Here is a 23744-nt window from a genome sequence, read left to right on the forward strand (position 1 = left end):
GACCACAACGAAAATCCATTCCTAGAGCTCTAAGAGCGAGAGGAATTAGTTGAGTGTGGTCCTACGCAGTTGCTGACTGAATTCGAGATGGCTAATGCTCTCTCGAATTCTACTCAGCTTTACGGGGGAAGTACTACGAAATCATAGATTTCTGTACTTCTCCCATGCAAGCGAGAGTCATCACATTGAAAATTAAACAACTTTAATTTATGTCCCAGACTCATTTACTGCAACGATTTGTACTGAGCTTTACTTCAATAAATTAAAAGTCACCGAAGTCTCCAAAGTCGCCGAAATCTCCTCCGAAGAGACCCCCCTCATCGCCACCAAAGAGGCCGCCATCATCGCTTTGATCGCCACCTGTACTACCGGAGTCATCTCCTGAACCGTGATCTCCATCATCGTGGTCGTCTGAATCATGGTCATTATGACTATCATCATCGTGATTATCTGAATCGTGATCGTCGTCATTATCATGTTCGTCATTTTCCTCTTTCGCATGTGCGATATTCTCAGAGAGAGGTAAACCCACACTGAAAGCAGTACTCATTAACATTGTAAACATCAACATGTTCATCATATTGTTATTACCAATTAAATTGTGTTGACGCGCATAGTCGAAACGTTGACGTCGTTCCTGTTCACTGTAACCTTTCTCTTTCATCCGTTGATCAACTTCATTAGCATCAATGTAGTCCCAATTTTGTCTGTTTAATTCTTCAGCTTCTTTTCTTTTACGACGCTGATACATGGCAAAGCCGACTGCTGCCACTATGATGACTAATAATAGGATTCCCACTCATTTCGTCTCCTTTCATTTATCTCTTACTTATATTATAAAAAAGATTTCACCATGCTTTAAAGTAATTCATTCGAGACCGAATGTGTCACACGAATCTACTCATTTTACTAGTAAAACTACGCTAGCTGATTCATTTGTGCGTGTATCATTCAACTTCTAAAAGGTGTATAATAGATAGAACTGACAATTTATCAGAATGGTATGAATAAAGGGTGTTGATTCATGGAAGCTTATAAGATTGAACATTTAAATAAGTCCTATGCAGATAAGGTGATCTTCGACGATCTCAATCTTTCTATCTCAGAAGGTGAGCGTATAGGACTCGTAGGTATTAATGGAACTGGTAAAAGTTCACTTCTCAAAGTCATCGCTGGTATCGACGATGATTATCAAGCTGAGATATCACATCCGAATAACTATCGCATTCGTTATTCTTCTCAGAAACAGGTCTTTAATGAATCGATGACGGTCTTCGAAGCAGTGTTAGCAACGAATACGCCAACACTTCAGGTCATCCGTGAATATGAACAGGCTGTCCAACGTTATTCTGAAACGCAATCTGATGATGATTTCAAGTCTATGATGCGTGCACAGGAACAAATGGACGCACATGAAGCTTGGGATTATAGTGCTGAAATTAAGACCATCCTTTCTAAATTAGGGATTACTGAAACATCAAAACAAGTGAAAGACTTATCTGGTGGTCAACAGAAACGTGTAGAGCTCGCTAAGACGCTCATTGAACAACCTGACTTGTTATTGTTAGACGAACCGACCAACCACTTGGACTTTGAATCCATCAATTGGTTGATTAATTACGTTAAACAATATCCACATACAGTGCTTTTCGTCACACATGATCGTTATTTCTTAAATGAAGTGTCTACACGTATCATCGAGTTAGATCGTGGTAAGTTACAAGGCTATCCAGGTAACTATGAAGATTACATCGCAATGCGTGCTGAAAATGAAATGCAAGAGCAGAAGCAACAGGAGAAACAGAAATCGTTATACAAACAAGAGTTAGCGTGGATGCGCGCAGGTGTGCGTGCTCGTACGACGAAACAACAGGCGCGTAAAGATCGTTTTAAAGAGTTGGAACAAGATGTGAAGAACCATCATCAGAAAGAGAAAGCGTCACTTAATTTAGCTTCTTCACGTTTAGGTAAGCAGGTCATTGAGCTTGAAGATGTGACGAAAGTAATCAATGATAAGACGTTGTTTGCGCATTTTACACAAATCATCCAGAATGGCCAACAAATCGGTATTGTCGGTCCGAATGGCGCAGGGAAGACGACATTGTTGAACATCCTTTGTGGTGAAGATACAGCTTACACAGGCACTGTTAAGATTGGTCAAACGGTTAAGATTGCATACTTTAAACAAACGGAAGAACGGCTAGATAGAGATATTCGCATGATTGACTATTTGAGAGAGGAAAGTGAAGTGGCGAAAGAGCAAGACGGTACTTCAGTCTCTGTCACGCAACTGCTTGAGAGATTCCTCTTCCCGAGTAATACGCATGGTAAAAAGTTATATAAATTATCTGGCGGAGAACAGAAACGTTTGTATTTATTGAAGTTACTCGTACATCAGCCGAATGTATTGCTCTTGGATGAGCCGACCAATGATTTGGATACCGAAACACTTACGATTTTAGAAGATTACATCGCGAATTTCGGCGGTTCGGTTATTACAGTCAGCCACGATCGCTATTTCTTAAATAAAGTTGCTCAAGAATATTGGTACGTGCACGATGGGCAAATCGAGCGTATTCTCGGTACCTTTGAGGATTACGAGCAATATAAGAAACAACAAGATAAGTTGGCAGCCGAAGTCTCTAAACAAGAGCAAACTTCAGCATCAGCTGCTTCAACACAGTCACAACCCCGTCAACGTAAGTCGTTGTCTTACAAAGAGAAGAGAGAATATGAAATGCTCTTGGAGCGCATCGATGAGACAGAAGAGCGTCTCGTTGAAATTGAAGAAGAAATGGTAGAAGCGAGTGCAGATTACGAGAAAGTCAAAGCATTAAATGAAGAACAGGCGGCTCTAAATGAGACATATGAAGCAGATTTAGAGCGGTGGGGCGAATTAGAAGAGAAACAACAAGGATAATGAGGAGTTAAGATATGGAAGCAACTTTAGCGCATTATTTTGGTTATCAAACCTTTAGACCCGGCCAAGCTGAAATTATTTCCCGGGTAATTGAACATCATAATGTCTTAGCTGTTTTACCGACAGGCGGAGGTAAATCATTATGCTATCAAGTTCCAGGCTTAATGCTCGAAGGGACAACGATAGTGATTAGCCCGCTCATCTCGTTGATGAAAGACCAAGTGGATCAGTTGCAAGCTATGGGTATCGAGGCTGCTTATATAAATAGCAGTCTCAGTGACCCTGAGCAACGTGAGGTGGAAGATGCGCTAATGCAAGGACAGCTGAAATTCTTGTATGTTGCTCCCGAACGCTTTGAGAATCCTCGTTTCACTCAACTCATCTCCCAGTTAAAGATACCGCTCATCGCCTTTGATGAAGCACACTGTATCTCTAAGTGGGGGCATGACTTTCGACCTAGCTATCGAGAAGTTATTAGTAAGGTCTTTCAGTTGCCGCAAGATTTCGTCTTCATCGCCTTAACAGCGACTGCTACTACCGAGGTTCAGAGCGATATTATGCACGCACTTCATATTGACCAACCACACCTCGTGAAGACGAGCCCCATACGCCCTAACCTTCATTTTAAAATTAACCGAACTTATCAACGACGCCAATTTGTGGTCAAATACTGTCGGCAACACGCGAAAGAAGCAGGCATTATTTACTGTTCGACCCGGCGAGTGGTTGAAGAACTCCATGAGACGTTAATCCATAATAATGTGAAGAGTGCGATGTACCATGCTGGATTGACGACTGAAGAGCGTGAAGCAGCACAGAATGACTTTGTTTACGATCGCGTTAACGTCGTCGTAGCTACCAACGCCTTTGGTATGGGAATTGATAAATCAAATGTGCGCTACGTGATTCACTACAACATGCCGGGGGACATCGAGTCGTATTATCAAGAAGCGGGGCGTGCAGGTCGTGATGGCCTAGAGAGTGACTGCATTCTGCTCTACGGCGAGCAAGATGTAGGACTACACCGTTACTTTATCTCTTCTTCAAACGGTGATGAAGAATATAAGGATAAAATGCGTAAAAAGCTGACTAAAATGATTCAGTACACGAAAACGACACGTTGTTTGGAAGCAACGATTGTGTACTACTTCGAACCGAATGAGCACTTGAAAGCCTGTGGTAAATGTAGTAATTGTCTCGAGATGAAGAGAGATTATGATATGACGCGTGAGGCGCAAATGATTATTAGTTGTATCGCACGATTGAATCAACAAGAAAGTCATAGTGTACTCATTCAAGTATTGCGCGGTGAAACTTCAGATTATATTCAGCGTTATGGCTACAGTCAGTTAACGACACATGGTCTGATGAAGAACTATACGACGACGGAAATCGCGCATCTAATCGATGAACTCCGTTTCCAAGGTTATCTCAACGAATATAATGGTAAGCTCGTTTGTGATCCATCGGTAAGAGATGTCTTACATGGTCGAGTGAAGATTATGACAACACCATTCAAACAGAAAACGGATGAAACAGTCTTGATCAATACAGTGGATAGTGTCGACGAGCACCTCTTTGACGAATTAGTTGAAGTGCGGAAACAGCTCAGTGAGAAATTGAATATCGCACCCACAAGTATCTTTAACGATGCGACGTTAGAAGCCTTTGCGAAACGCCAACCAGAATCGAAACAAGAGATGATTGCGATATCGGGCGTAGGAAGCTATAAATTGAAACACTATTGTCCGAAATTTATTGATGCGATACGTGATTATAAAGCACGTGACTCCTATGAGTGAGTAAGAGTTAAAGTATCGAAAATGAGATGATATTATTTTCATATGAGTCACAGTTTGATAAGTGTCACGTGATTCTCAAACTTCGACGATGGAAAAATATAATAGATTAACATCATATTGATGTGTAAGCGTCATTTCATGCTAGAGGGCTGAAATGGCGCTGTTTTTTAATATAGGAATAAAGATAAAGCCGTCCGTCTGAAAAATTTATTTTACCAGTAAAAATAATTCTGAAATCGTCTTTAAACTCTGGAAAAAAGGGAATGAGTATAGATGAACCTGTGGTTATTACAACCCAGAAGACGAGACAGAGAGAAATAAAGGTGATATCTTGATTGAATTTCAGAATGTAAGTAAACGTTATGGTAATAAAGTCGCTGTAGATGATGTGAGTTTCAACATTGACGAAGGCGAATTCTTCGTACTTATTGGACCTTCTGGTTGCGGTAAGACAACAACATTAAAGATGATTAATCGTTTGATACCGTTATCAGAAGGCTATATTTATTTTAACAACCAGCCGATTAGCGATTATCCTGTGTATGAAATGCGCTGGGATATCGGCTACGTGCTTCAGCAGATTGCACTCTTCCCGCATATGACGGTGAAAGAAAATATTGCACAAGTGCCTCAGATGAAGAAATGGAAAGAGAAAGATATTGATGCGCGTGTGGATGAGCTATTGGAAATGGTGAATATGGATCCTGAGCAATATAAGATGCGCAAGCCTGACGAACTGTCAGGTGGTCAACGTCAGCGTATCGGTGTTGTGCGTGCTTTAGCAGCTGATCCACCGGTCATCTTAATGGACGAACCCTTTAGTGCACTTGATCCGATTAGTAGAGAGAAACTACAAGAAGATTTGCTCGATTTGCAGTCTAAGATTAAGAAGACGATTGTCTTTGTGACACATGATATTCATGAAGCGATGAAATTAGGCGATCGTATTTGCCTGTTAAATGACGGGCATATTGAACAAATCGGGACACCCCAATCGTTTATCGATGCACCGAAGAATGACTTTGTTAGACAGTTTATGGGTGACCAAATTAAGCAAACTGAGTGGGTGAAATTAGGTGATTTAGTGACACCGGAGAATATCAGCGATGCGCATGATAATCATCTCGGAGGTTATCCAACTTTCGACAGTGAACAGCGTATCAATGAAGTGTATCAAGCGCTAGCCAGTCACGAAGCCGTAGTAGTGATCAATCAGAAAAATGATCAACATGCGTTATTAACGCGTGAAGTAGTATTTGATTACTTATCCCACTCACAAGAACGGGTAGGTGAGCACGCATGAATGAATTAATTCAAACATTCTCAGATCGGAAAGGGCAACTGCTTTCAACGATTCTTGAGCATATTCAACTATCCTTTATTGCATTGCTGATCGCTGCATTGATTGGTGTGCCTTTAGGTATATTACTAACGAAGACGAAGCGACTATCAGAAATTGTCATGAATATAGCAGCTGTCTTGCAGACGATACCTTCACTCGCATTGTTAGGGTTAATGATCCCACTCTTCGGTATTGGCAAGGTTCCAGCAGTCATTGCACTCGTTGTGTATGCGTTACTACCTATCCTACGCAATACATATACTGGGATTGCTGAAGTCGACCAATCGCTCGTGGAAGCAGCGAAAGGAATTGGGATGAAACCATGGCGACGTTTACGTAAGGTAGAGTTACCAATGGCGATGCCGGTGATTATGGCAGGTATTCGTACTGCAATGGTTTTAATCATCGGTACTGCAACACTTGCTGCGTTAATCGGCGCTGGCGGTTTAGGGGATCTCATCTTACTCGGTATCGACCGTAACGATTCCTCATTGATATTGATCGGTGCGATTCCAGCAGCCTTGCTTGCCATTATCTTTGATTTAGTGTTGCGCTTTATGCAGAAATTGTCATATAAGAAATTGATGCTGTCACTCGCAGCTATTGTCATTGTCTTATTGATTGCAATCATCGCACCACTTTTATCTAACAAAGGTGAACATATCACGATTGCAGGTAAATTAGGCTCAGAACCATCTATTATCACGAATATGTATAAAATTCTGATCGAAGACGAAACCGACGACACTGTAGAAGTGAAAGATGGTATGGGCAAGACGTCCTTCCTCTTTAACGCCTTGAAATCAGACGATATCGACGGTTATTTAGAATTCACAGGAACGGTCTTAGGCGAATTGACGAAGGAAGATTTGAAATCGAAAGAGGAGCCGAAAGTTTATCATCAAGCGAAACAGAGCCTAGAGAAGAAATATGATATGACGATGTTGAAGCCGATGAAATACAACAATACCTATGCTTTGGCTGTGAAAGAAGACTTCGCCAAGAAACATAATATTGAAACGATTGGTGATTTAGATAAGGTCAAAGATCAAATTAAACCTGGATTTACCTTAGAGTTCAATGATCGTGGCGATGGATATCCAGCAGTTAAAAAGGCTTACGACTTGCACTTCGATAACGTCAAGACGATGGAACCGAAATTACGTTACCAAGCTGTGAAGAAAGGCGACATCAACCTTATCGATGCGTACTCTACAGATGCAGAATTGAAACAGTACCATATGAAAGTGTTGAAAGATGATAAAAACGTCTTCCCACCATATCAAGGTGCGCCGATGTTTAAAGAGAAATATCTTAAAAACCATCCAGAAGTGAAGAAACCTTTAAATAAACTTGCAGGTAAAATTTCGGATGAAGACATGCAAGAAATGAATTATCAAGTTACGGTGAAGAAGAAAGATCCATATGATGTTGCTAAACATTATTTAGAACAGCATCATTTAATAAAATAACAAGTAAAGTAGTGATAGGAGTAGGACGAAATCAAGTTGATTGTATCGTCCTGCTCTTTTTATTGTGATGTGTCATTTCGTGTATCTCTATTCTATACCTCTTTAATGGAATAAACGGATTATATTGTGTTCTGCTAGGTGAGCGCGTATAATAGTGATTAACTTTTGAAATTTCAGATAAATAAAGGAGGACCACTATGAAAGAACAAATTAATCAATTATCAGCATATGAACCAGGTCTTTCTCCGAGAGGTTTAAAGGAGAAATATGGCGTAGAAGGTGAACTGCACAAGTTAGCATCAAATGAGAACTTATATGGCCCATCACCTCAAGTAAAAGAAGCCATCACGCAACATTTAGATGAGCTCTTCTACTATCCTGAAACCGGTTCTCCGACACTGAGAGACGTGTTGAGTCAACATTTGAACATCGACGCGAACCGCATCTTATTCGGCGCTGGTTTAGACGAAGTGATTCTCATGATTTCTCGTGCTGTCTTAACGCCAGGAGATAAGATTGTGACGAGTGAAATGACCTTTGGACAATATTATCATAATGCTATAGTTGAAGCGGCTACGGTAGTTCAAGTTCCTTTACAAGAAGGTCAGTTTGATTTAGAAGGTATTCTGCAAGAAGTGGATGACGATACGAAACTCATTTGGCTATGTAATCCAAATAATCCGACGGGTACTTATTTCACACATGAACAGTTACGTGACTTCTTGTCTCGTGTACCTAGCGACATTCCTGTAATGATTGATGAGGCTTACTTCGAGTTTGTCACGGCAAAGGACTTCCCAGATACTTTAGCATTACAAGAAGAATTTGATAATGCCTTTTTACTCCGTACTTTTTCAAAGGCATATGGCTTAGCTGGTATGCGTATTGGCTATGTAGTTGCGAATTCAGAAGCGGTTAAAAAATATAATATTATTCGTCCTCCGTTTAACGTAGGGCGTTTGTCAGAACATGCGGCTGTCGCTGCTTGTAAGGACCAAGAATATTTAGCTCAAATTCGAGAGCGCAATGCAAGTGAAAGAGACAAGTTCTATCAAATTCCAGAAAGTCGTCATTTCTATCCAAGTCAAACGAACTTTGTCTTTGTACGTACATCACAACCACACGAACTCTTTAAACAACTTTTATCAGTAGGATGTATTACGCGAGAATTTCCGAATGGAGTGCGTATTACGATTGGTTTCCCAGAACAGAATGATCGAATGATAGAAGTGTTGCGTCAATTTGATTACGGTGAGTAAATAACCTTGCGGGGGCAAGACGACGAAATTATTCTAATTTCTGTCTATTAACTAACCTCGCTGAAAAAATAAGTATAAAACTGTTAGAACTAATGAAGTATTTGTGCAGTAGCTGATTGTATTTGAGAAAGCTAACGCTGTCTCAACTACTAATCAGCCTTGCGGGGGCAAGACAACGAAATCAAAGATTTCTGTCTATGTTGTTGTGTCTAACTATTCAACGAACTACGGACTGTATTTTTCTAAATTTACATCTACGCGGTAGATGTCTGAATTCGAGATGACGCTTCGCTTTTCTCGAACTCTAGTCATCCTCGCGGGGGCAAGACAACGAAATCAAAGATTTCTGTCTATTAACTTACCTCGTTGAAAAAATAAGTATAAAACTGTTAGAACTAATAAAGTATTTGCGCAGTAGCTGATTGTATTTGAGAAAGCTAACGCTGTCTCAACCACTAATCAGCCTTGCGGGGGCAAGACGACGAAATTATTCTAATTTCTGTCTTGCTCCCATTTCTATATTATCTTTGCTATAATCGAGTGTGAACAGAAAGGAAGAAATGATGTTATGACAAGACAATCTATTGCAATTGATATGGACGAAGTACTTGCGGATACGCTCGGTGCAATGATGAACACTGTGAATGAACGTTTAAACTTAGGGATTACTTACGGCATGTTAGATGGACAGAAATTAAAGCATGTTATTCCTGAGCACGATGGTTTATTACCTGAAATTCTTCGCGAACCTGGCTTTTTCCTTAACTTAGATGTGATGGACAATGCACAAGAGGTTGTGCGAGAGCTGAACGAGCATTACGATGTGTATATCGCTACAGCGGCGATGGACGTTCCGACGTCATTTCAAGAGAAATACGAATGGTTACGTACGTATTTCCCATTTTTAGATCCCCAACATTTTGTCTTTTGTGGTCGTAAAAATATCGTTAAAGCAGACTATTTAATAGACGACAATCCAAGACAATTAGAAATCTTTGAAGGCAAACCTATTATGTTTACAGCACCGCACAATGCGTCTGAAGACCGTTTCACTCGAGTGAGCGGATGGAAAGACGTTGCTGAGTACTTTTTAAAATAATGAATATCTGTGGGTTAGCAAATGAACCCACTAACATACAAGCTCCCTTGCACGTCATTTAGGCATGCAAGGGAGCTTATTAAAGTTACAGTGTTTAGTTATTTTAAACAACTAATTAGGCAAAGTTAAGATCTCAATAGCTTGTGGTACGACTTCGATTTCTAGTGGCGTCGACAAAGCAATCTCTCCGTCCATATCTACATCGAGATGTTTGTCCGTTGTAATCCTAAATTTGCGTCCTTGAAGATGTGTAATACCTTTCGTCACGCGATTCCAATTCATGCTGTCACGCTTCTTGAAGATATCGTTAAAGACGCTCATCTTACTATGTTTAAACACAAAGGCGTTAAGGAAACCGTCGCTTGGCGATAGATCTGTCAGCGGAATACGGTTACCACCGATGTGAGGTCCATTGGCAATGACGAGCATTGAAGTTTGACCCTGTGTTTCTTCGCCATCGACAGCGATATGATAGTTGAATTTCACAGGATTCACGAGCGTTTTAACCGTAGAACCGATATAACTCAAACGACCGAAGATATCTTTATTTCCTGACTGAACGTTCTTCGCATTCTGAACAATCAGCCCCATACCGACGAAGTTGAGCGCGTATTGCCCGTTGACTTTAATCACGTCATAGCGTTGTGGACGTGCCTCGAGCAGTTGCTCACTCGCTTTAGTATAATCGCCATCGAGGTTGAGTGTTTTAGTAAAATCATTGAACGTTCCACCTGGAATGATGGCAATAGGGATATCAAGTTGATGCGTCATTACGCCATTGACAAGCTCATTAACGGTACCATCTCCACCAAGGATAAATAAGATATCAATATCTGAACCGTAATCTTGAGCTTTAATAGCTTCACAGTAATCAATAATATTGCCTTCTTCTTCACTTAGTTGAATAGAAAGGTGTTTGCACATTTGAGCTAAATATTGTGCTACTGTGCCGATGCCGCCATAAATATCGTTGAGACCTGAATGTTCGTGGTAAAAGAGCACACCATGATTGTATTGTCTAGACAAATGTTTCACCGCATTTCTTTGTATTCTTGGGTAGAAACTAGGACGTTACGTTGTGTCATGATGCTGTAGCATTTTAACTAAGAACGTCCTAGTTGGATATTAAGTTAGCCTAATCTAATCATACTTGCTTTCTACTTTATCATAACTCTGCTACCCATAAGAAGTTGAAAGATTACTTTATTTAATGCCTCGCATGCCTTTGTTAATCTTCGGAACAAACGCTAATGTAATCAGACTGACCACTAGGGCAATAGCACCAATAAAGATGAAGTAGTTGGCATAGCCTAGAGGTTTAATCAAACGCACGAGTGAACCGTTCAATGCTTGACCTGTCGCATTTGTCAGCAACCACACACTCATCATTTGAGCGTTGAAAGCTTTCGGTGCGAGCTTAACGGCCGCACTGTTACCAGTAGGAGATAAACATAATTCCCCGATAACACACACGATATATGAAATGATAACCCAGTTCACACTGATTTGTGCATGGCCACCTGTCGCGTAGTCTACACCAGCAACTAAGAAGTAAGACAGACCAGCGAGTGAAGCACCTAGAACGAACTTCACGGCCATACTCGGTTGTTTAGAACCCATCTTCATCCAGATCACAGACACGATACCTGCGAGTAGCACGATGAACAGTGGGTTAATAGATTGGAAATAAGCTTTACCAAACTCTGTTGTCCAGCCGAAGAGATTCAACTGCATATCAGTGTATTTCAGTGCGTATAAATTTAGTACGTTCGCGCCTTGTTCTTGAATGGCCCAGAAGATAACCCCGAGTATAAAGAGGGGGATAAATGAGATGACGCGTGAACGTTCTACATCTGTGACCTCTTTACTGCGAATCATAATAGTAAAATATACAATCGGTAAAGCTACACCTAAGATTAATACTGTCGTACTTACAAGACCGAATGAAAGTGTGCCTGTTAAACCAGTTACAATTAACAATATTATAATTATTGCGATAATTAAACCGAAAATTAAACTATATTTTTTGCGCTCTGCTTTTGTTAACGGATTTGAAGGTTTCAATCCTACTTGTCCTAAATTTTTACGATTAAAGAGTAAGTACCATACGAGCGCAAGTGCCATACCAAATGCTGCGATTAAGAACCCAATGTGGAAATTACCATTATCGATAAATTGGTTAAGAATTAGTGGCGCGACTAATGCACCGCTATTCACTGACATATAGAAGATAACGAAACCAGAGTCGATACGTTTATCATTTTCAGGATATAAACGTCCTACGATGTTAGAAATATTGGGTTTCATTAAACCAGACCCCACAATGATAAAGAACATTGATGAGAATAATCCTGCCATGCCAAAGGGTAAACCTAAACAGATATGCCCGATAATAATAAGAACTGCACCGATTAACGTGGCAGAACGTGTACCTGTGAGTCGGTCAGCAACCCATCCTCCTAAAATTGAAGTCATATAGATGAGCGCTCCATAAACGGACATGATCGATTGGGCGGTACCTTCGTCCATGTTTAAGCCACCGTTTTTAATGGAGTAGTACATGTAGAAGATGAGTAGGGCGCGCATGCCGTAATAGCTGAAACGCTCCCAGAATTCTACGAAGAAGAGTACACCTAGCCCTTTTGGATGACCAAAGAATCCCTTCTGAGGAATCGTTTGAACTGCTTGTTCATGATTCTTCGTTTCTGTCATAACATTCCCATCCTTTCTCCCCTTTAAAAAGAGTATTAAATAAATTCTACTCTTATTAATTCATTGTTTCAATAATATTCATAAAATAATAATATTGGCAAAATTGTGAAATTTAAATATATGAGTGAGGTTAATTAAAGTAGAATAAGAGAGAATCGTCCTGATGTTCCTCGTCTTTTTGACGTAAGAAAATAAATTCAAGATAGTTAAAAGTTGGTATTTTTGAATTAAAAAGTTAGGAATGATGAGGTAAAAAAAGAGGAGCTTGGGACAAAATTAAAACTTATTAATTTTCAATGTTAAAACTCTCGCTTGCTTGGGAGAAGCACAGAAATCTTTGATTTCGTAGTGCTTCCCCCGTAAGGAGAGCTAGGGTTCATAAGAGTTGAACCTCTTATGAATCCAGATCTCTACTGCGTAGGACCACACTCAACTAATTCTTTTCGCTCAAATAGCTCGAAGATTGAATTTTCGTTGTGGTCTAGTTCCATCAAGCGTCTCGAGTACACATTGAAAATTTACTCAAGAATTTATTTTAAGATTACTATTTATTTATCTCAAAAGTTAAATTCCATTAATGTCCCAGGCTCCTCTTGAGGGGAGGTAAATTTTATTCTTATTTATAATATTATTTCTAATCGCTCGTTTAGAATACACCTTTCATTCCTTTTTTAACTAAAGGAGAGAGAAGGAAGAGTAAGATACCGATTGCGATAGCGACGATTCCTGAATAGAGGAAGTAGTCCATTTGAGATATCTTCGTATATACCACTACAAGTTGGGCGTTGAGACCCTGTGCAGTCGCATCGGCAAGTAACCACAAGCTCATCATACGTGCTGTAAAGCTCACTGGTGAGAGTTTCGTCGTTGTAGATAGACCTACTGGTGAAATGCATAGCTCACCAATCGTAATAAGTAAATAGCTCAGTATTAACCATAACGGATTGATTAAACTATGTGGCCCAGAAAGTGGGATATACATAACGATAAATGATAATCCAGCTACGATAGTGCCTAATGCGAATTTATGTACTGTTGGCGGATTGAACTTCCCTAGTTTGACCCACAGTGCAGCAAAGACCGGTGCTAAAGCTACGATAAAGATAGGGTTAAAGGATTGGAACCAAGCTGCTGGTACATGGAAGTGAATCAGTCCATTTGTCGCTTTCCCTAAATCAAGCTGCGTCTTGTTATCTGCGAAGCTTGCTAGAACGGTAGAGCCTTGTTCTTGAATCATCCAGAATGCAACGGCAGTAATAAATAACGGAATATAGCTTAATACACGAGAACGTTCTACTTTCGTCACATCCTTGCTGACGAGCATGTTAACGATAATGACGAACGGTAGAATGACACCTAATATCGTAATAAATAAGCTAAAGTTCTGTAGTGTGAGTGCGTTATTGAATTGTAAAATGATGAGATAAAGTGCAATCAAGATAATGACAACGCCTGCATAAAGAGACGTCTTTTTAATCTCTTGCTTCGTTAAAGGATTTGGTGTAGATAAACCGGCTAATCCTAAATACTTTTTACGCGTCACAACATAGATCACTAAACCACAGAACATACCAATTGCTGCAACTAAGAAACCTAAATGGAAGCTAAAGCGCGACTGTAAGTACCCTGTCACGAGTGGTGAAAGTAATGCACCTGAGTTAATACCCATGTAGAAGATGGTAAATGCAGCATCTCTACGTGCATCATTTTGAGCGTAGAGCTCACCGACAGTCGTTGAAATGTTAGGTTTCAGTAAGCCTGTCCCACAAATGAGGAATAATAGTGCAACCATGACCATCGTTAAGTTGTTTGGTAGAGATAGTAGGATATGACCAATCATGATCAAGAAACCACCGTAAAAGACTGCGTGTTGCGTACCAGTAATACGATCGGCAATCCATCCCCCGATAATGCCGCTCATGTAAATCAACGTTCCATAGATGGAGACGATTTGCAAAGCTACACCTTCGTCCAAACCGAATCCGCCTTTAGACACACTATAGTATAGATAATAGACTAGGATGGCTTTCATCCCATAATAACTAAAGCGTTCCCAGAATTCGGTTAAGAAGAGTGTGCTTAACCCCTTTGGATGTCCGAAGAAACCTTTACGTGGTGTACTGTTAAGGATTTCTTCGCGTGTGTGTTGTGCTCTGTTCATAAGCATCCCTCTTTTATATTGTTTAAGTGTTAAAGTAAACTTTATCGTAATACTATTTTGCGAAAATTACAACAACTATTGTAATAAATGTGTTAATTTTTTAGTGAATTATGAATGTTTTAGGAATTTTATGAGTGAGATGAGTGGTGTTAAAAAGAGGGGAGAGATGCGTGTGATAATAGAAAACCCCATCAACTCCATAATATAGATAGGAACTGATGGGATGTAGTTCGTAATATGAAATTAACGGTTATCGACTTTTTCAGGATATAAATCATGATTCATTAAACGATGTTCAGCCATACGTTCATATTTCGTATTAGGGCGACCGTAGTTCGTATAAGGGTCGATTGAAATACCACCACGTGGCGTGAATTTGCCCCAAACTTCAATATAGTGTGGATCCATTAAGTCGATGAGATCATTCATAATAATATTCATGCAGTCTTCATGGAAATCACCGTGATTACGGAAGCTGAATAAATAAAGTTTCAGTGATTTGGATTCGACCATTTTAACATCAGGGATATAAGAGATATAAATCGTCGCGAAATCAGGTTGACCTGTAATAGGACAGAGCGATGTGAATTCTGGACAGTTAAACTTCACGAAATAATCTCTGCCTTGATGTTTATTGTCGAAGGTTTCTAATACATCTGGGCGATAGTCGAAATCGTATTGATTATTCTGGTTACCTAATAACGTGATATCTTCAAGTTCTTCTTGATTGCGTCCTTGAGCCATAATCATACTCCTTTAATTTGAATTCGTTTGAGATTTGCGTGGTTGTCGACGTGCCTTTTCAAACATGTAATAACTTGCACCAATAATGATAACGTAACCTAACATCGCATAGAAGTCTGGTGACTCGCCGAACAGGATAAAGCCGAATAGCGCCGTAAAGATAATTGATGCGTAAGTAAAGATAGAAATATCTTTCGCTGGTGCAAAGCTGTATGCGAGCGTTATACCGATTTGACCTACAGCAGCACTCAAACCTGCACCTAAGAGATATAGCATTTGTAGCCATGACATCGGTTCATAAGTGAAGATCGTGAACGGAATCAGTACGATGATAGAGAAGAATGAGAAGTAGAACACAATCGTGTATGGCGCTTCTCTCGTACTTAATGCACGGACACATGTGTAGGCACTTGCTGCAAAGATACCAGACATTAAACCGATTAAACTTGGGATCATCTCAGAAGAGAATTCAGGTTTCACGACGAAGAGCATCCCTGCGATTGCGACGACCATTGCGATAATCTGATACTTAAAGATCTTCTCACGCAGAAAGAGCAGGCTAAGCAAGATCGTCCAGAACGGATTGAGTTTCATTAATGTATCAGCGTCGCTTAAGATCATATGGTCAATGGCATAAATATTGAATAGCACACCTGTGAGCCCTAGAGCCGAACGAGCAATGAGTAGAGGTTGACTACTCAACTTTCCAAACAAGGGCTGTTTGTATTTATATAGGAAAAATAAAGGAATAAACATAGCGACGAGATTTCGAGCAAGAGACTTCTGGAAGACGGGTAAATCACCCGCTAGTCTAAAGAACACAGACATAAAGCTAAAGCCAATTGCGGAAATCAGAATCGCTATAATACCTTTCACTTTAGGATTCACTGATATCGCCTCATTCATATAAATTTAACGTATCTATCTTAGCATAAAAAAATATTCATGTAATGAGGGTTGCAAAAATTTCAGGAGTAGGATAATATATATTATACGAACAAATGTTCGATTATCATTGTGTATACACTAGGGGGTTATTCTATATCTTTTAAAATGTATGGTAACTCACTGAAAACACCGAATTGCTCTATCTTAAGCGACACCGTAGTTACACGTTTTTTATGAAAATGCAACCAAAAACCCTTTGGTTCACGAAATAAAATTTTTTCGTTTCATTTTTTGAGATTAAAAGCGTGTGCTGGTGCGAGTTATATAAATTGATACAAAATTGACATCAAACTGACATGTGAGTATCTCTTTAAAATGGAATCACAGTTATGTATAATGAAACACATAATGTAGTACGAATTCTTAAAAACAAACACAACATGTTGTGTTTTGTGGCGAAATAGTCATTTTAATAAAATGACTATAAAGAGGTAATTTAACACGTAGAAGAAGTGATTTATCCCTTGAAATAGGGTAACGCTATCAAATAGATGCTAAATTACATGGTCACTTGCTAGGTTATTAACACTATATGTTGTGGTAGAAATGCAATGGACAACCCAAGATAAGAAATAAGAATGACAGTCGTTTGGGCGAACACCTAAATGATATACATAATTAGAAAGAAGGTGAGCCAATGAAAGTGGTCTATTTCTCATTTACAGGAAATGTGAGACGTTTCATACAACGTACGGAATTCGAAGATACTTTAGAAATCACTCAAGCTAACTGTACAGATCGTATAGATGAACCCTATATATTGGTCACTGGAACAATCGGTTTCGGAGAGGTGCCTGAGCCGGTGCAGTCATTCTTGAATCACAACAGTGAACATTTAGAAGCGGTAGCAGCCAGCGGTAATCGAAATTGGGGACAGAATTTCGCTAAAGCTGGTATTACCATTTCTGAAGACTATCAAGTACCATTGCTAATGAAATTCGAAGTTCAAGGAACAAACAGTGATGTTGAGGAATTTAAAGTTAAGGTGGGACAGGTTAATGAAGACTATGGACGAGAAAAGATACAATCATATTGAATTAAATAATGAAGTGACAAAGAGGAAAGACAATGGATTCTTCAACTTAGAGAAAGACCAAGAAGCTTTAGAAGTCTATCTACAAGAGATTCATGACAAGACCATCTATTTCGATAGTGAAATCGAACGCTTACATTATCTCGTAGACAATGACTTCTATTTCAATGTTTTCGAGAAATATACGGAAGAACAACTTGTTGACGTGACAAATTATGCGAAAAACATTAACTTCCAATTTGCAAGCTATATGTCAGCAAGTAAATTCTATAAAGACTACGCTTTGAAGACGAATGACAAGGAGAATATTCTAGAAGACTACAATCAACACGTTGCTATCGTTTCACTTTACTTAGCAGATGGCGATGTTGACTTAGCGAAGCGCTTTATCTCAGGTATGGTTGAACAACGTTATCAACCTGCTACACCAACGTTCTTAAATGCAGGTCGTGCGCGTCGTGGTGAGCTCGTATCTTGTTTCTTATTAGAAGTGGATGACAGCTTGAACTCAATCAACTTCATCGATTCTACAGCTAAGCAATTGAGTAAAATTGGTGGCGGTGTGGCTATCAACTTATCTAAATTACGTGCACGTGGTGAAGCGATTAAAGGTATTAAAGGTGTCGCTAAAGGTGTGTTACCTGTGGCGAAATCACTTGAAGGTGGCTTTAGTTATGCTGATCAACTCGGTCAACGTCCAGGTGCAGGTGCAGTTTACCTCAACATCTTCCACTATGATGTTGAAGAGTTCTTAGATACGAAGAAAGTTAACGCTGACGAAGACCTTCGTCTATCAACAATTTCAACGGGACTCATCGTGCCTTCTAAATTCTTTGATTTAGCTAAAGAAGGTAAGGATTTCTACATGTTCGCACCACACACAGTTTACAAAGAATACGGTGTAACATTAGACGATTTAAATTTAGACGAATATTATGATGATCTTGTTGCTAACCCTAACATTGACAAGAAGAAAAAAGACGCACGTGAAATGCTAAACCTTATCGCACAAACGCAATTACAATCTGGTTATCCATACTTAATGTTTAAAGATAACGCCAACAAAGTACACCCTAACTCTAATATTGGCCAAATCAAGATGAGCAACCTTTGTACAGAAATCTTCCAACTTCAAGAAACATCTGTCATCAACGATTATGGTGTAGAAGACGATATTAAAAGAGATATTTCTTGTAATTTAGGTTCTTTAAACATCGTTAATGTAATGGAATCAGGTAAGTTTAGAGATTCTGTAGCTACAGGTATGGATGCTTTAACATTTGTGAGTGACGAAGCGAACATTCAAAACGCGCCTGGCGTTAAGAAAGCGAATAGTGAGCTTCATTCCGTAGGTTTAGGTGCGATGAACCTTCACGGTTACCTTGCTAAGAATAAGATTGGTTATGAATCAGAAGAAGCGAAAGATTTCGCGAATATCTTCTTTATGATGTTGAACTATTATTCAATCCAACGTTCTATGGAAATCGCTAAAGAACGTCAAACGATCTTCAAGGACTTTGATAAATCTGATTATGCGAATGGTAAGTACTTCGAATTCTACACTTCACAAACATTTGAACCGAAATATGAGAAAGTGAAACGTTTATTCGAAGGATTAGACATTCCTACTCCTGAAGATTGGAAAGCATTACAAGCACAAGTAGAAGAACATGGCCTTTACCATGCTTATCGTCTTGCTATCGCACCTACACAAAGTATTTCTTATGTGCAGAATGCGACACCATCTGTAATGCCTATCGTTGACCAAATTGAACGTCGTACTTATGGTAACTCAGAAACATTCTATCCTATGCCATTCTTATCACCAGAAACAATGTGGTATTACAAGTCAGCATTTAATACAGATCAAATGAAATTAATTGATCTAATTTCAACAATTCAAACTCACGTTGATCAAGGTATTTCAACGATTCTTTACGTTAACTCTGAAGTATCTACACGTGAATTGTCACGCTTATATGTTTATGCCCATCACAAAGGGCTTAAATCACTTTACTACACACGTAACAAACTATTAAGTGTAGAAGAGTGTACAAGTTGCTCAGTTTAAGCATTGTGAGTAAATAATCTAAGCATAAAGTAGTACGTATTGTTCTCAAGCATGAAGCAGATTAAGTAGGAGAGTGTTGGCACTATTCTTGTCGTGGTGCTCATCTTTCCTACTTAATCATACATACAATATTTAAATGAGATTGGAGACGTTAAACACATGAAAGCAGTCAATTGGAATACGCAAGAAGATATGACCAACATGTTCTGGCGCCAAAACATATCGCAAATGTGGGTGGAAACAGAATTTAAGGTTTCCAAAGATATTGCAAGTTGGAAGACATTAACAGATGAGGAAAAGAACGCTTTCAAATATGCGCTTGCAGGCTTAACTGGTCTAGATACTCACCAAGCCGATGATGGTATGCCACTCGTCATGATGCACACAACAGATTTACGTAAAAAAGCAGTATATTCATTTATGGCGATGATGGAGCAAATTCATGCGAAAAGTTATTCTCACATCTTTACAACGCTATTACCATCTAGTGAAACGAACTATCTTCTTGATACGTGGGTGATTGAAGAACCACATCTAAAATATAAAGCGGACGTTATTGTGGGTAACTATCACAAATTATGGGGCAAGGAAGCTTCAATCTACGATCAATATATTGCACGAGTATCAAGTGTATTCTTAGAAACATTCTTATTCTATTCTGGTTTCTATTATCCACTTTATTTAGCAGGTCAAGGTAAGATGACAACATCTGGAGAAATTATCCGTAAAATATTGCTCGACGAGTCAATTCATGGTGTGTTTACTGGTTTAGATGCACAACATTTACGCAATGAGCTTTCTGAGAGTGAAAAGCAAAAAGCAGACCAAGAAATGTATCGTTTGCTCGAAGATTTATATAAAAATGAAGTATCTTATACGCATAAGTTATATGATGACATTGGTTTAACTGATGATGTGCTTAACTATGTTCGTTATAACGGCAACAAAGCATTATCTAACTTAGGATTTGAACCTTACTTTGAAGAACGCGAATTTAACCCAATTATTGAGAATGCGTTAGATACTTCAACTAAAAACCATGACTTCTTCTCAGTTAAAGGTGATGGTTACACACTTGCACTTAATGTAGAAGCGCTACAAGATGAAGACTTCATCTTTGATGACGAAAAATAGTCACGCATCATCTTGATAACACTATTTTAGGAGCAGGGCAGTATAATCGGTATGTCTTGCTCCTTTTCTTACTTATTTTTGCCTTCTAACAATTATTTTCTCTATCTACTTTTATTTGAAAAAGAAGTGTTATAAAACATTCTGCACAAAAAATTCTCTATCATAAATGATTCAATTGTAAATATACTCTATCTATACGATTTCTCTATGATTTTATCGTAGGCTATTGAAATATCTGAATTTCATGATAAACTAGATTTATGCTTAGTGATAACGATTATCATTATCGCTTTTTAATCTATGATAAAGGAATGGAGACTATTGTTACGAGGGATTATTAACCGATTCACTTTATTCCTACTTCTCATCCTATTAACACTGTTATCCCTACTTATCGGTGTTAAGCAAATACCTCTTTCAGATCTTGGACATTTATCACAAACACAACTTCATATCATCTTAACGAGTCGTATTCCACGTACGATTAGCATTCTTATTAGTGGAAGTACATTAGCGTTAGCAGGTCTAATTATGCAACAAATGATGCAGAATAAATTTGTGAGTCCAACTACAGCAGGTACGATGGATTGGGCTAAGCTCGGTATCTTGATAGCGATGATTTGGTTCCCGCAAGAGAATATACTCATTAAGCTCGCATTTGCTGTCTTACTTAGCATTGGTGGCACATTTCTTTTTGTGAAGCTCATTCAATTGATTCGCTTTAAAGAAGTCATCTTTGTACCTTTGATGGGGATTATGCTTGGTGGCATCGTTTCAAGTTTCACTACGTTTATGGCTCTGCAAACTAATACCGTTCAAAGTGTAGGCAATTGGCTCAATGGTAATTTTGCCATCATCACGAGTGGCCGTTATGAGATTCTATACCTTAGTATTCCGCTTCTCATACTCACTTACATATTTGCGAATCATTTTACGATAGCGGGTATGGGCAAGGATTTCAGCAACAATCTCGGTGTCAACTATGAACGCATTATTCACATTGGCTTGTTTATCACAGCAACAATTACTGCGCTAGTAGTCGTAACTGTAGGAACGTTGCCATTTCTAGGACTCATCGTGCCTAACATTGTAGCGATCTTTAGAGGGGATCACTTGAAACATGCATTACCGCAAACAGCAATGCTCGGAGCGATATTTGTGTTGTTCTCAGATATTATCGGACGTCTCGTCGTTTACCCATATGAAATTAACATCGGTTTAACGATTGGCGTGTTTGGTACGGTCATCTTCCTCATAATGCTATTGAAAGGACGCCGTCACTATGCGAATTAATCTCAATCTCAAATTAGCGATACTGATAGCAGTGGTTATCCTAAGTGGTGCGTTGTATTTATTCCTTGGAATTAATTTCGACATCATCCATTATCAGTTACCTGCTCGGATGAAAAAGTTAATATTAATGTTCATCGTCGGTGGCGCAATCGCTGCTTCTGTCGTTATCTTCCAGGCGATTACAACCAACCGCTTACTTACGCCCTCTATTATGGGATTAGATGCAGTCTATATGTTTATTAAAGTCTTATTAGTTTTTATATTTGGCGCACAGTCATTATTTAATACGAATATTTATCTCAACTTTGGGATTACCGTATTAGCGATGATTAGCTTCGCACTCATTTTATTCCAAGGTATCTTTCGTCTGAAAAATGTTTCCGTCTATTTCATCTTACTCGTCGGAATCATTATGGGTACATTCTTCAGAAGTATTACAAGCTTCTTAGAACTCATCATTGACCCGGAAGATTTCCTTGCAGTACAAAGTGCGATGTTTGCGAACTTTAACGCAGCGAATCCGCGTTTAATGACTTTGTCAGCGATTATCTTACTTATTCTTATCGGACTGACTTTCTATCTCATTCCATATTTAGATGTCTTATTACTCGGGCGAGCACAAGCGATCAACCTTGGCGTACCTTATCAATGGATGACCCGTACGTTACTGATCATGGTTGCGGTTCTCGTGTCGCTTTCGACAGCATTGGTAGGTCCTATCGCATTCTTAGGATTAATGACAGTAAACATCGCCCACGAATTAATGCGAACTTATGAGCATAAATATATTTTCCCAGCTACATTGTGCTTGAGTTGGATCAGTTTGTTTATAGCTCAAAGTGTGCTGGAACATATCTTTGACGCGACAACACAAGTGAGTATCGTTATTGATTTAATTGGTGGACTTTACTTCATTTACTTATTAGTTAAAAGGAGAAATACAGTGTGATTAGTGTAAATAATTTAACTAAAACGATTGAGCAGCGACCCATTCTACAAGATATCAACGTAGATATTCACAAAGGCCAGTTGACGACGATTATAGGTCCTAACGGTGCAGGCAAAAGTACATTGTTTTCAGCGATAACGCGTCTAACAGACTACGATCAAGGGACGATTACGATCGACGATCACTCTATAGATGACTACAAGAGTAATGATTTAGCGAAGAAGTTGTCCATTTTAAAACAGACGAACATCACTGAACTTAACATAACTGTGGAACAACTCGTGCAGTTTGGACGGTTCCCATACTCGAAAGGGCGACTTAAAAAAGAGGATAAAGAGAAGATTCAGGAAGCTTTATCTTTGCTTAATTTAACAGAGATTAAAGATCGTTATATTAAGACTTTATCAGGTGGTCAACGTCAGCGTGCATATGTCGCAATGACGATTGCTCAAGATACGGAGTATATCTTGTTAGATGAGCCACTGAATAATTTGGACATGAAACACGCGGTGCAAATCATGCAAATTCTGCGTCATCTTGCACATCATTACAACAAGACGATTGTTGTCGTGATACATGATATTAACTTCGCGTCCTGTTATTCAGATCATATTATTGCGATTAAAGATGGACAGACTTTTATCTCTGATACAAAAGACCAAGTCGTACAAGCAGAGACCTTGAGTCAGCTATACGATATGCCAGTGAAAGTGGAAGAAATTGAGTCCCAACGTATTTGTATTTACTATGATGAGCGAGAGGGAGCAACGCAAGCAGAAGCATAAAATCGATAGTACATTGAAGG

The 23744-nt window shown here is 39.1% G+C and carries 18 protein-coding genes; 12 read left to right on the plus strand and 6 right to left on the minus strand.

Features of this window, described 5'->3' with window-relative positions:
• Positions 1-262 precede the first annotated feature (262 nt).
• Complete coding sequence (locus CD126_RS08590; protein ID WP_103370314.1) at positions 263-799, minus strand: hypothetical protein; 537 nt, start codon at positions 797-799, stop codon at positions 263-265.
• A gap of 225 nt (positions 800-1024) precedes the next feature.
• Here CD126_RS08590 and CD126_RS08595 point away from each other — a divergent pair, with 225 nt between their 5' ends.
• The 6 genes from CD126_RS08595 to CD126_RS08620 all read left to right on the plus strand — a co-directional run bounded on the left by CD126_RS08595 (position 1025) and on the right by CD126_RS08620 (position 9894).
• The gene (locus CD126_RS08595) at positions 1025-2920 is read left to right on the plus strand and encodes an ABC-F family ATP-binding cassette domain-containing protein (RefSeq protein WP_103370315.1); all 1896 of its coding nucleotides are present in this window, start codon (positions 1025-1027) and stop codon (positions 2918-2920) included.
• A gap of 14 nt (positions 2921-2934) precedes the next feature.
• Positions 2935-4722: a DNA helicase RecQ gene (recQ, locus tag CD126_RS08600; protein WP_103370316.1), complete on the plus strand. Its 1788-nt coding sequence runs from the start codon at positions 2935-2937 to the stop codon at positions 4720-4722.
• 331 nt (positions 4723-5053) lie between these two features.
• Positions 5054-6025, plus strand: a complete 972-nt coding sequence (locus CD126_RS08605) for an ABC transporter ATP-binding protein (RefSeq protein WP_103370317.1) — start codon at positions 5054-5056, stop codon at positions 6023-6025.
• Positions 6022-7536 carry an ABC transporter permease/substrate-binding protein gene (locus CD126_RS08610; protein WP_103370318.1) on the plus strand — a complete coding sequence of 505 codons (1515 nt, stop codon included), beginning with the start codon at positions 6022-6024 and terminating at the stop codon, positions 7534-7536. The genes CD126_RS08605 and CD126_RS08610 overlap by 4 nt, the downstream gene beginning before the upstream one ends.
• A gap of 197 nt (positions 7537-7733) precedes the next feature.
• Positions 7734-8795, plus strand: coding sequence for a histidinol-phosphate transaminase (gene hisC / locus CD126_RS08615; protein WP_049405910.1), 1062 nt, complete (start codon positions 7734-7736; stop codon positions 8793-8795).
• A gap of 568 nt (positions 8796-9363) precedes the next feature.
• Positions 9364-9894 (plus strand): 5' nucleotidase, NT5C type, encoded by a 531-nt coding sequence (locus CD126_RS08620; RefSeq protein ID WP_049405912.1) that lies wholly within the window; start codon positions 9364-9366, stop codon positions 9892-9894.
• 111 nt (positions 9895-10005) lie between these two features.
• On the opposite strand, the gene CD126_RS08625 is transcribed toward CD126_RS08620, so the two are convergent.
• From CD126_RS08625 to CD126_RS08645, 5 genes are all read right to left on the minus strand, one after another.
• Positions 10006-10920, minus strand: a complete 915-nt coding sequence (locus CD126_RS08625; RefSeq protein WP_049405914.1) for a diacylglycerol/lipid kinase family protein — start codon at positions 10918-10920, stop codon at positions 10006-10008.
• A gap of 177 nt (positions 10921-11097) precedes the next feature.
• The gene (locus tag CD126_RS08630) at positions 11098-12606 is read right to left on the minus strand and encodes a peptide MFS transporter (protein ID WP_049405915.1); all 1509 of its coding nucleotides are present in this window, start codon (positions 12604-12606) and stop codon (positions 11098-11100) included.
• 646 nt (positions 12607-13252) lie between these two features.
• Entirely contained in the window at positions 13253-14767 is a 1515-nt protein-coding gene (locus CD126_RS08635) for a peptide MFS transporter (RefSeq protein WP_049408374.1), read from the minus strand.
• A 243-nt stretch (positions 14768-15010) separates the two neighbouring features.
• Entirely contained in the window at positions 15011-15511 is a 501-nt protein-coding gene (gene queF / locus CD126_RS08640; protein WP_049408375.1) for a preQ(1) synthase, read from the minus strand.
• A gap of 12 nt (positions 15512-15523) precedes the next feature.
• Complete coding sequence (locus CD126_RS08645) at positions 15524-16399, minus strand: DMT family transporter (RefSeq protein WP_103370319.1); 876 nt, start codon at positions 16397-16399, stop codon at positions 15524-15526.
• Positions 16400-17096: 697 nt separating this feature from the next.
• On the opposite strand from CD126_RS08645, the gene nrdI reads away from it, so the two are divergent.
• The 6 genes from nrdI (at position 17097) to CD126_RS08675 (ending at position 23724) form a co-directional block, all read left to right on the plus strand.
• Positions 17097-17495, plus strand: a complete 399-nt coding sequence (nrdI, locus tag CD126_RS08650) for a class Ib ribonucleoside-diphosphate reductase assembly flavoprotein NrdI (protein ID WP_049408377.1) — start codon at positions 17097-17099, stop codon at positions 17493-17495.
• Positions 17458-19563 (plus strand): class 1b ribonucleoside-diphosphate reductase subunit alpha, encoded by a 2106-nt coding sequence (nrdE, locus tag CD126_RS08655; RefSeq protein WP_049408379.1) that lies wholly within the window; start codon positions 17458-17460, stop codon positions 19561-19563. Before nrdI ends, nrdE begins: the two co-directional genes overlap by 38 nt.
• 159 nt (positions 19564-19722) lie before the next feature.
• Positions 19723-20697, plus strand: a complete 975-nt coding sequence (nrdF, locus tag CD126_RS08660; RefSeq protein WP_002471780.1) for a class 1b ribonucleoside-diphosphate reductase subunit beta — start codon at positions 19723-19725, stop codon at positions 20695-20697.
• A 300-nt stretch (positions 20698-20997) separates the two neighbouring features.
• Entirely contained in the window at positions 20998-21990 is a 993-nt protein-coding gene (locus CD126_RS08665; RefSeq protein ID WP_049408382.1) for an ABC transporter permease, read from the plus strand.
• On the plus strand, positions 21980-22939 hold the full coding sequence (locus CD126_RS08670; RefSeq protein ID WP_103370320.1) for an iron chelate uptake ABC transporter family permease subunit: 960 nt from the start codon (positions 21980-21982) through the stop codon (positions 22937-22939). The genes CD126_RS08665 and CD126_RS08670 overlap by 11 nt, the downstream gene beginning before the upstream one ends.
• Positions 22936-23724 (plus strand): iron ABC transporter ATP-binding protein, encoded by a 789-nt coding sequence (locus tag CD126_RS08675; protein WP_049408385.1) that lies wholly within the window; start codon positions 22936-22938, stop codon positions 23722-23724. Before CD126_RS08670 ends, CD126_RS08675 begins: the two co-directional genes overlap by 4 nt.
• Positions 23725-23744 lie beyond the last annotated feature (20 nt).

It is taken from the genome of Staphylococcus pettenkoferi (assembly GCF_002902685.1).
Lineage (GTDB): Bacteria > Bacillota > Bacilli > Staphylococcales > Staphylococcaceae > Staphylococcus > Staphylococcus pettenkoferi.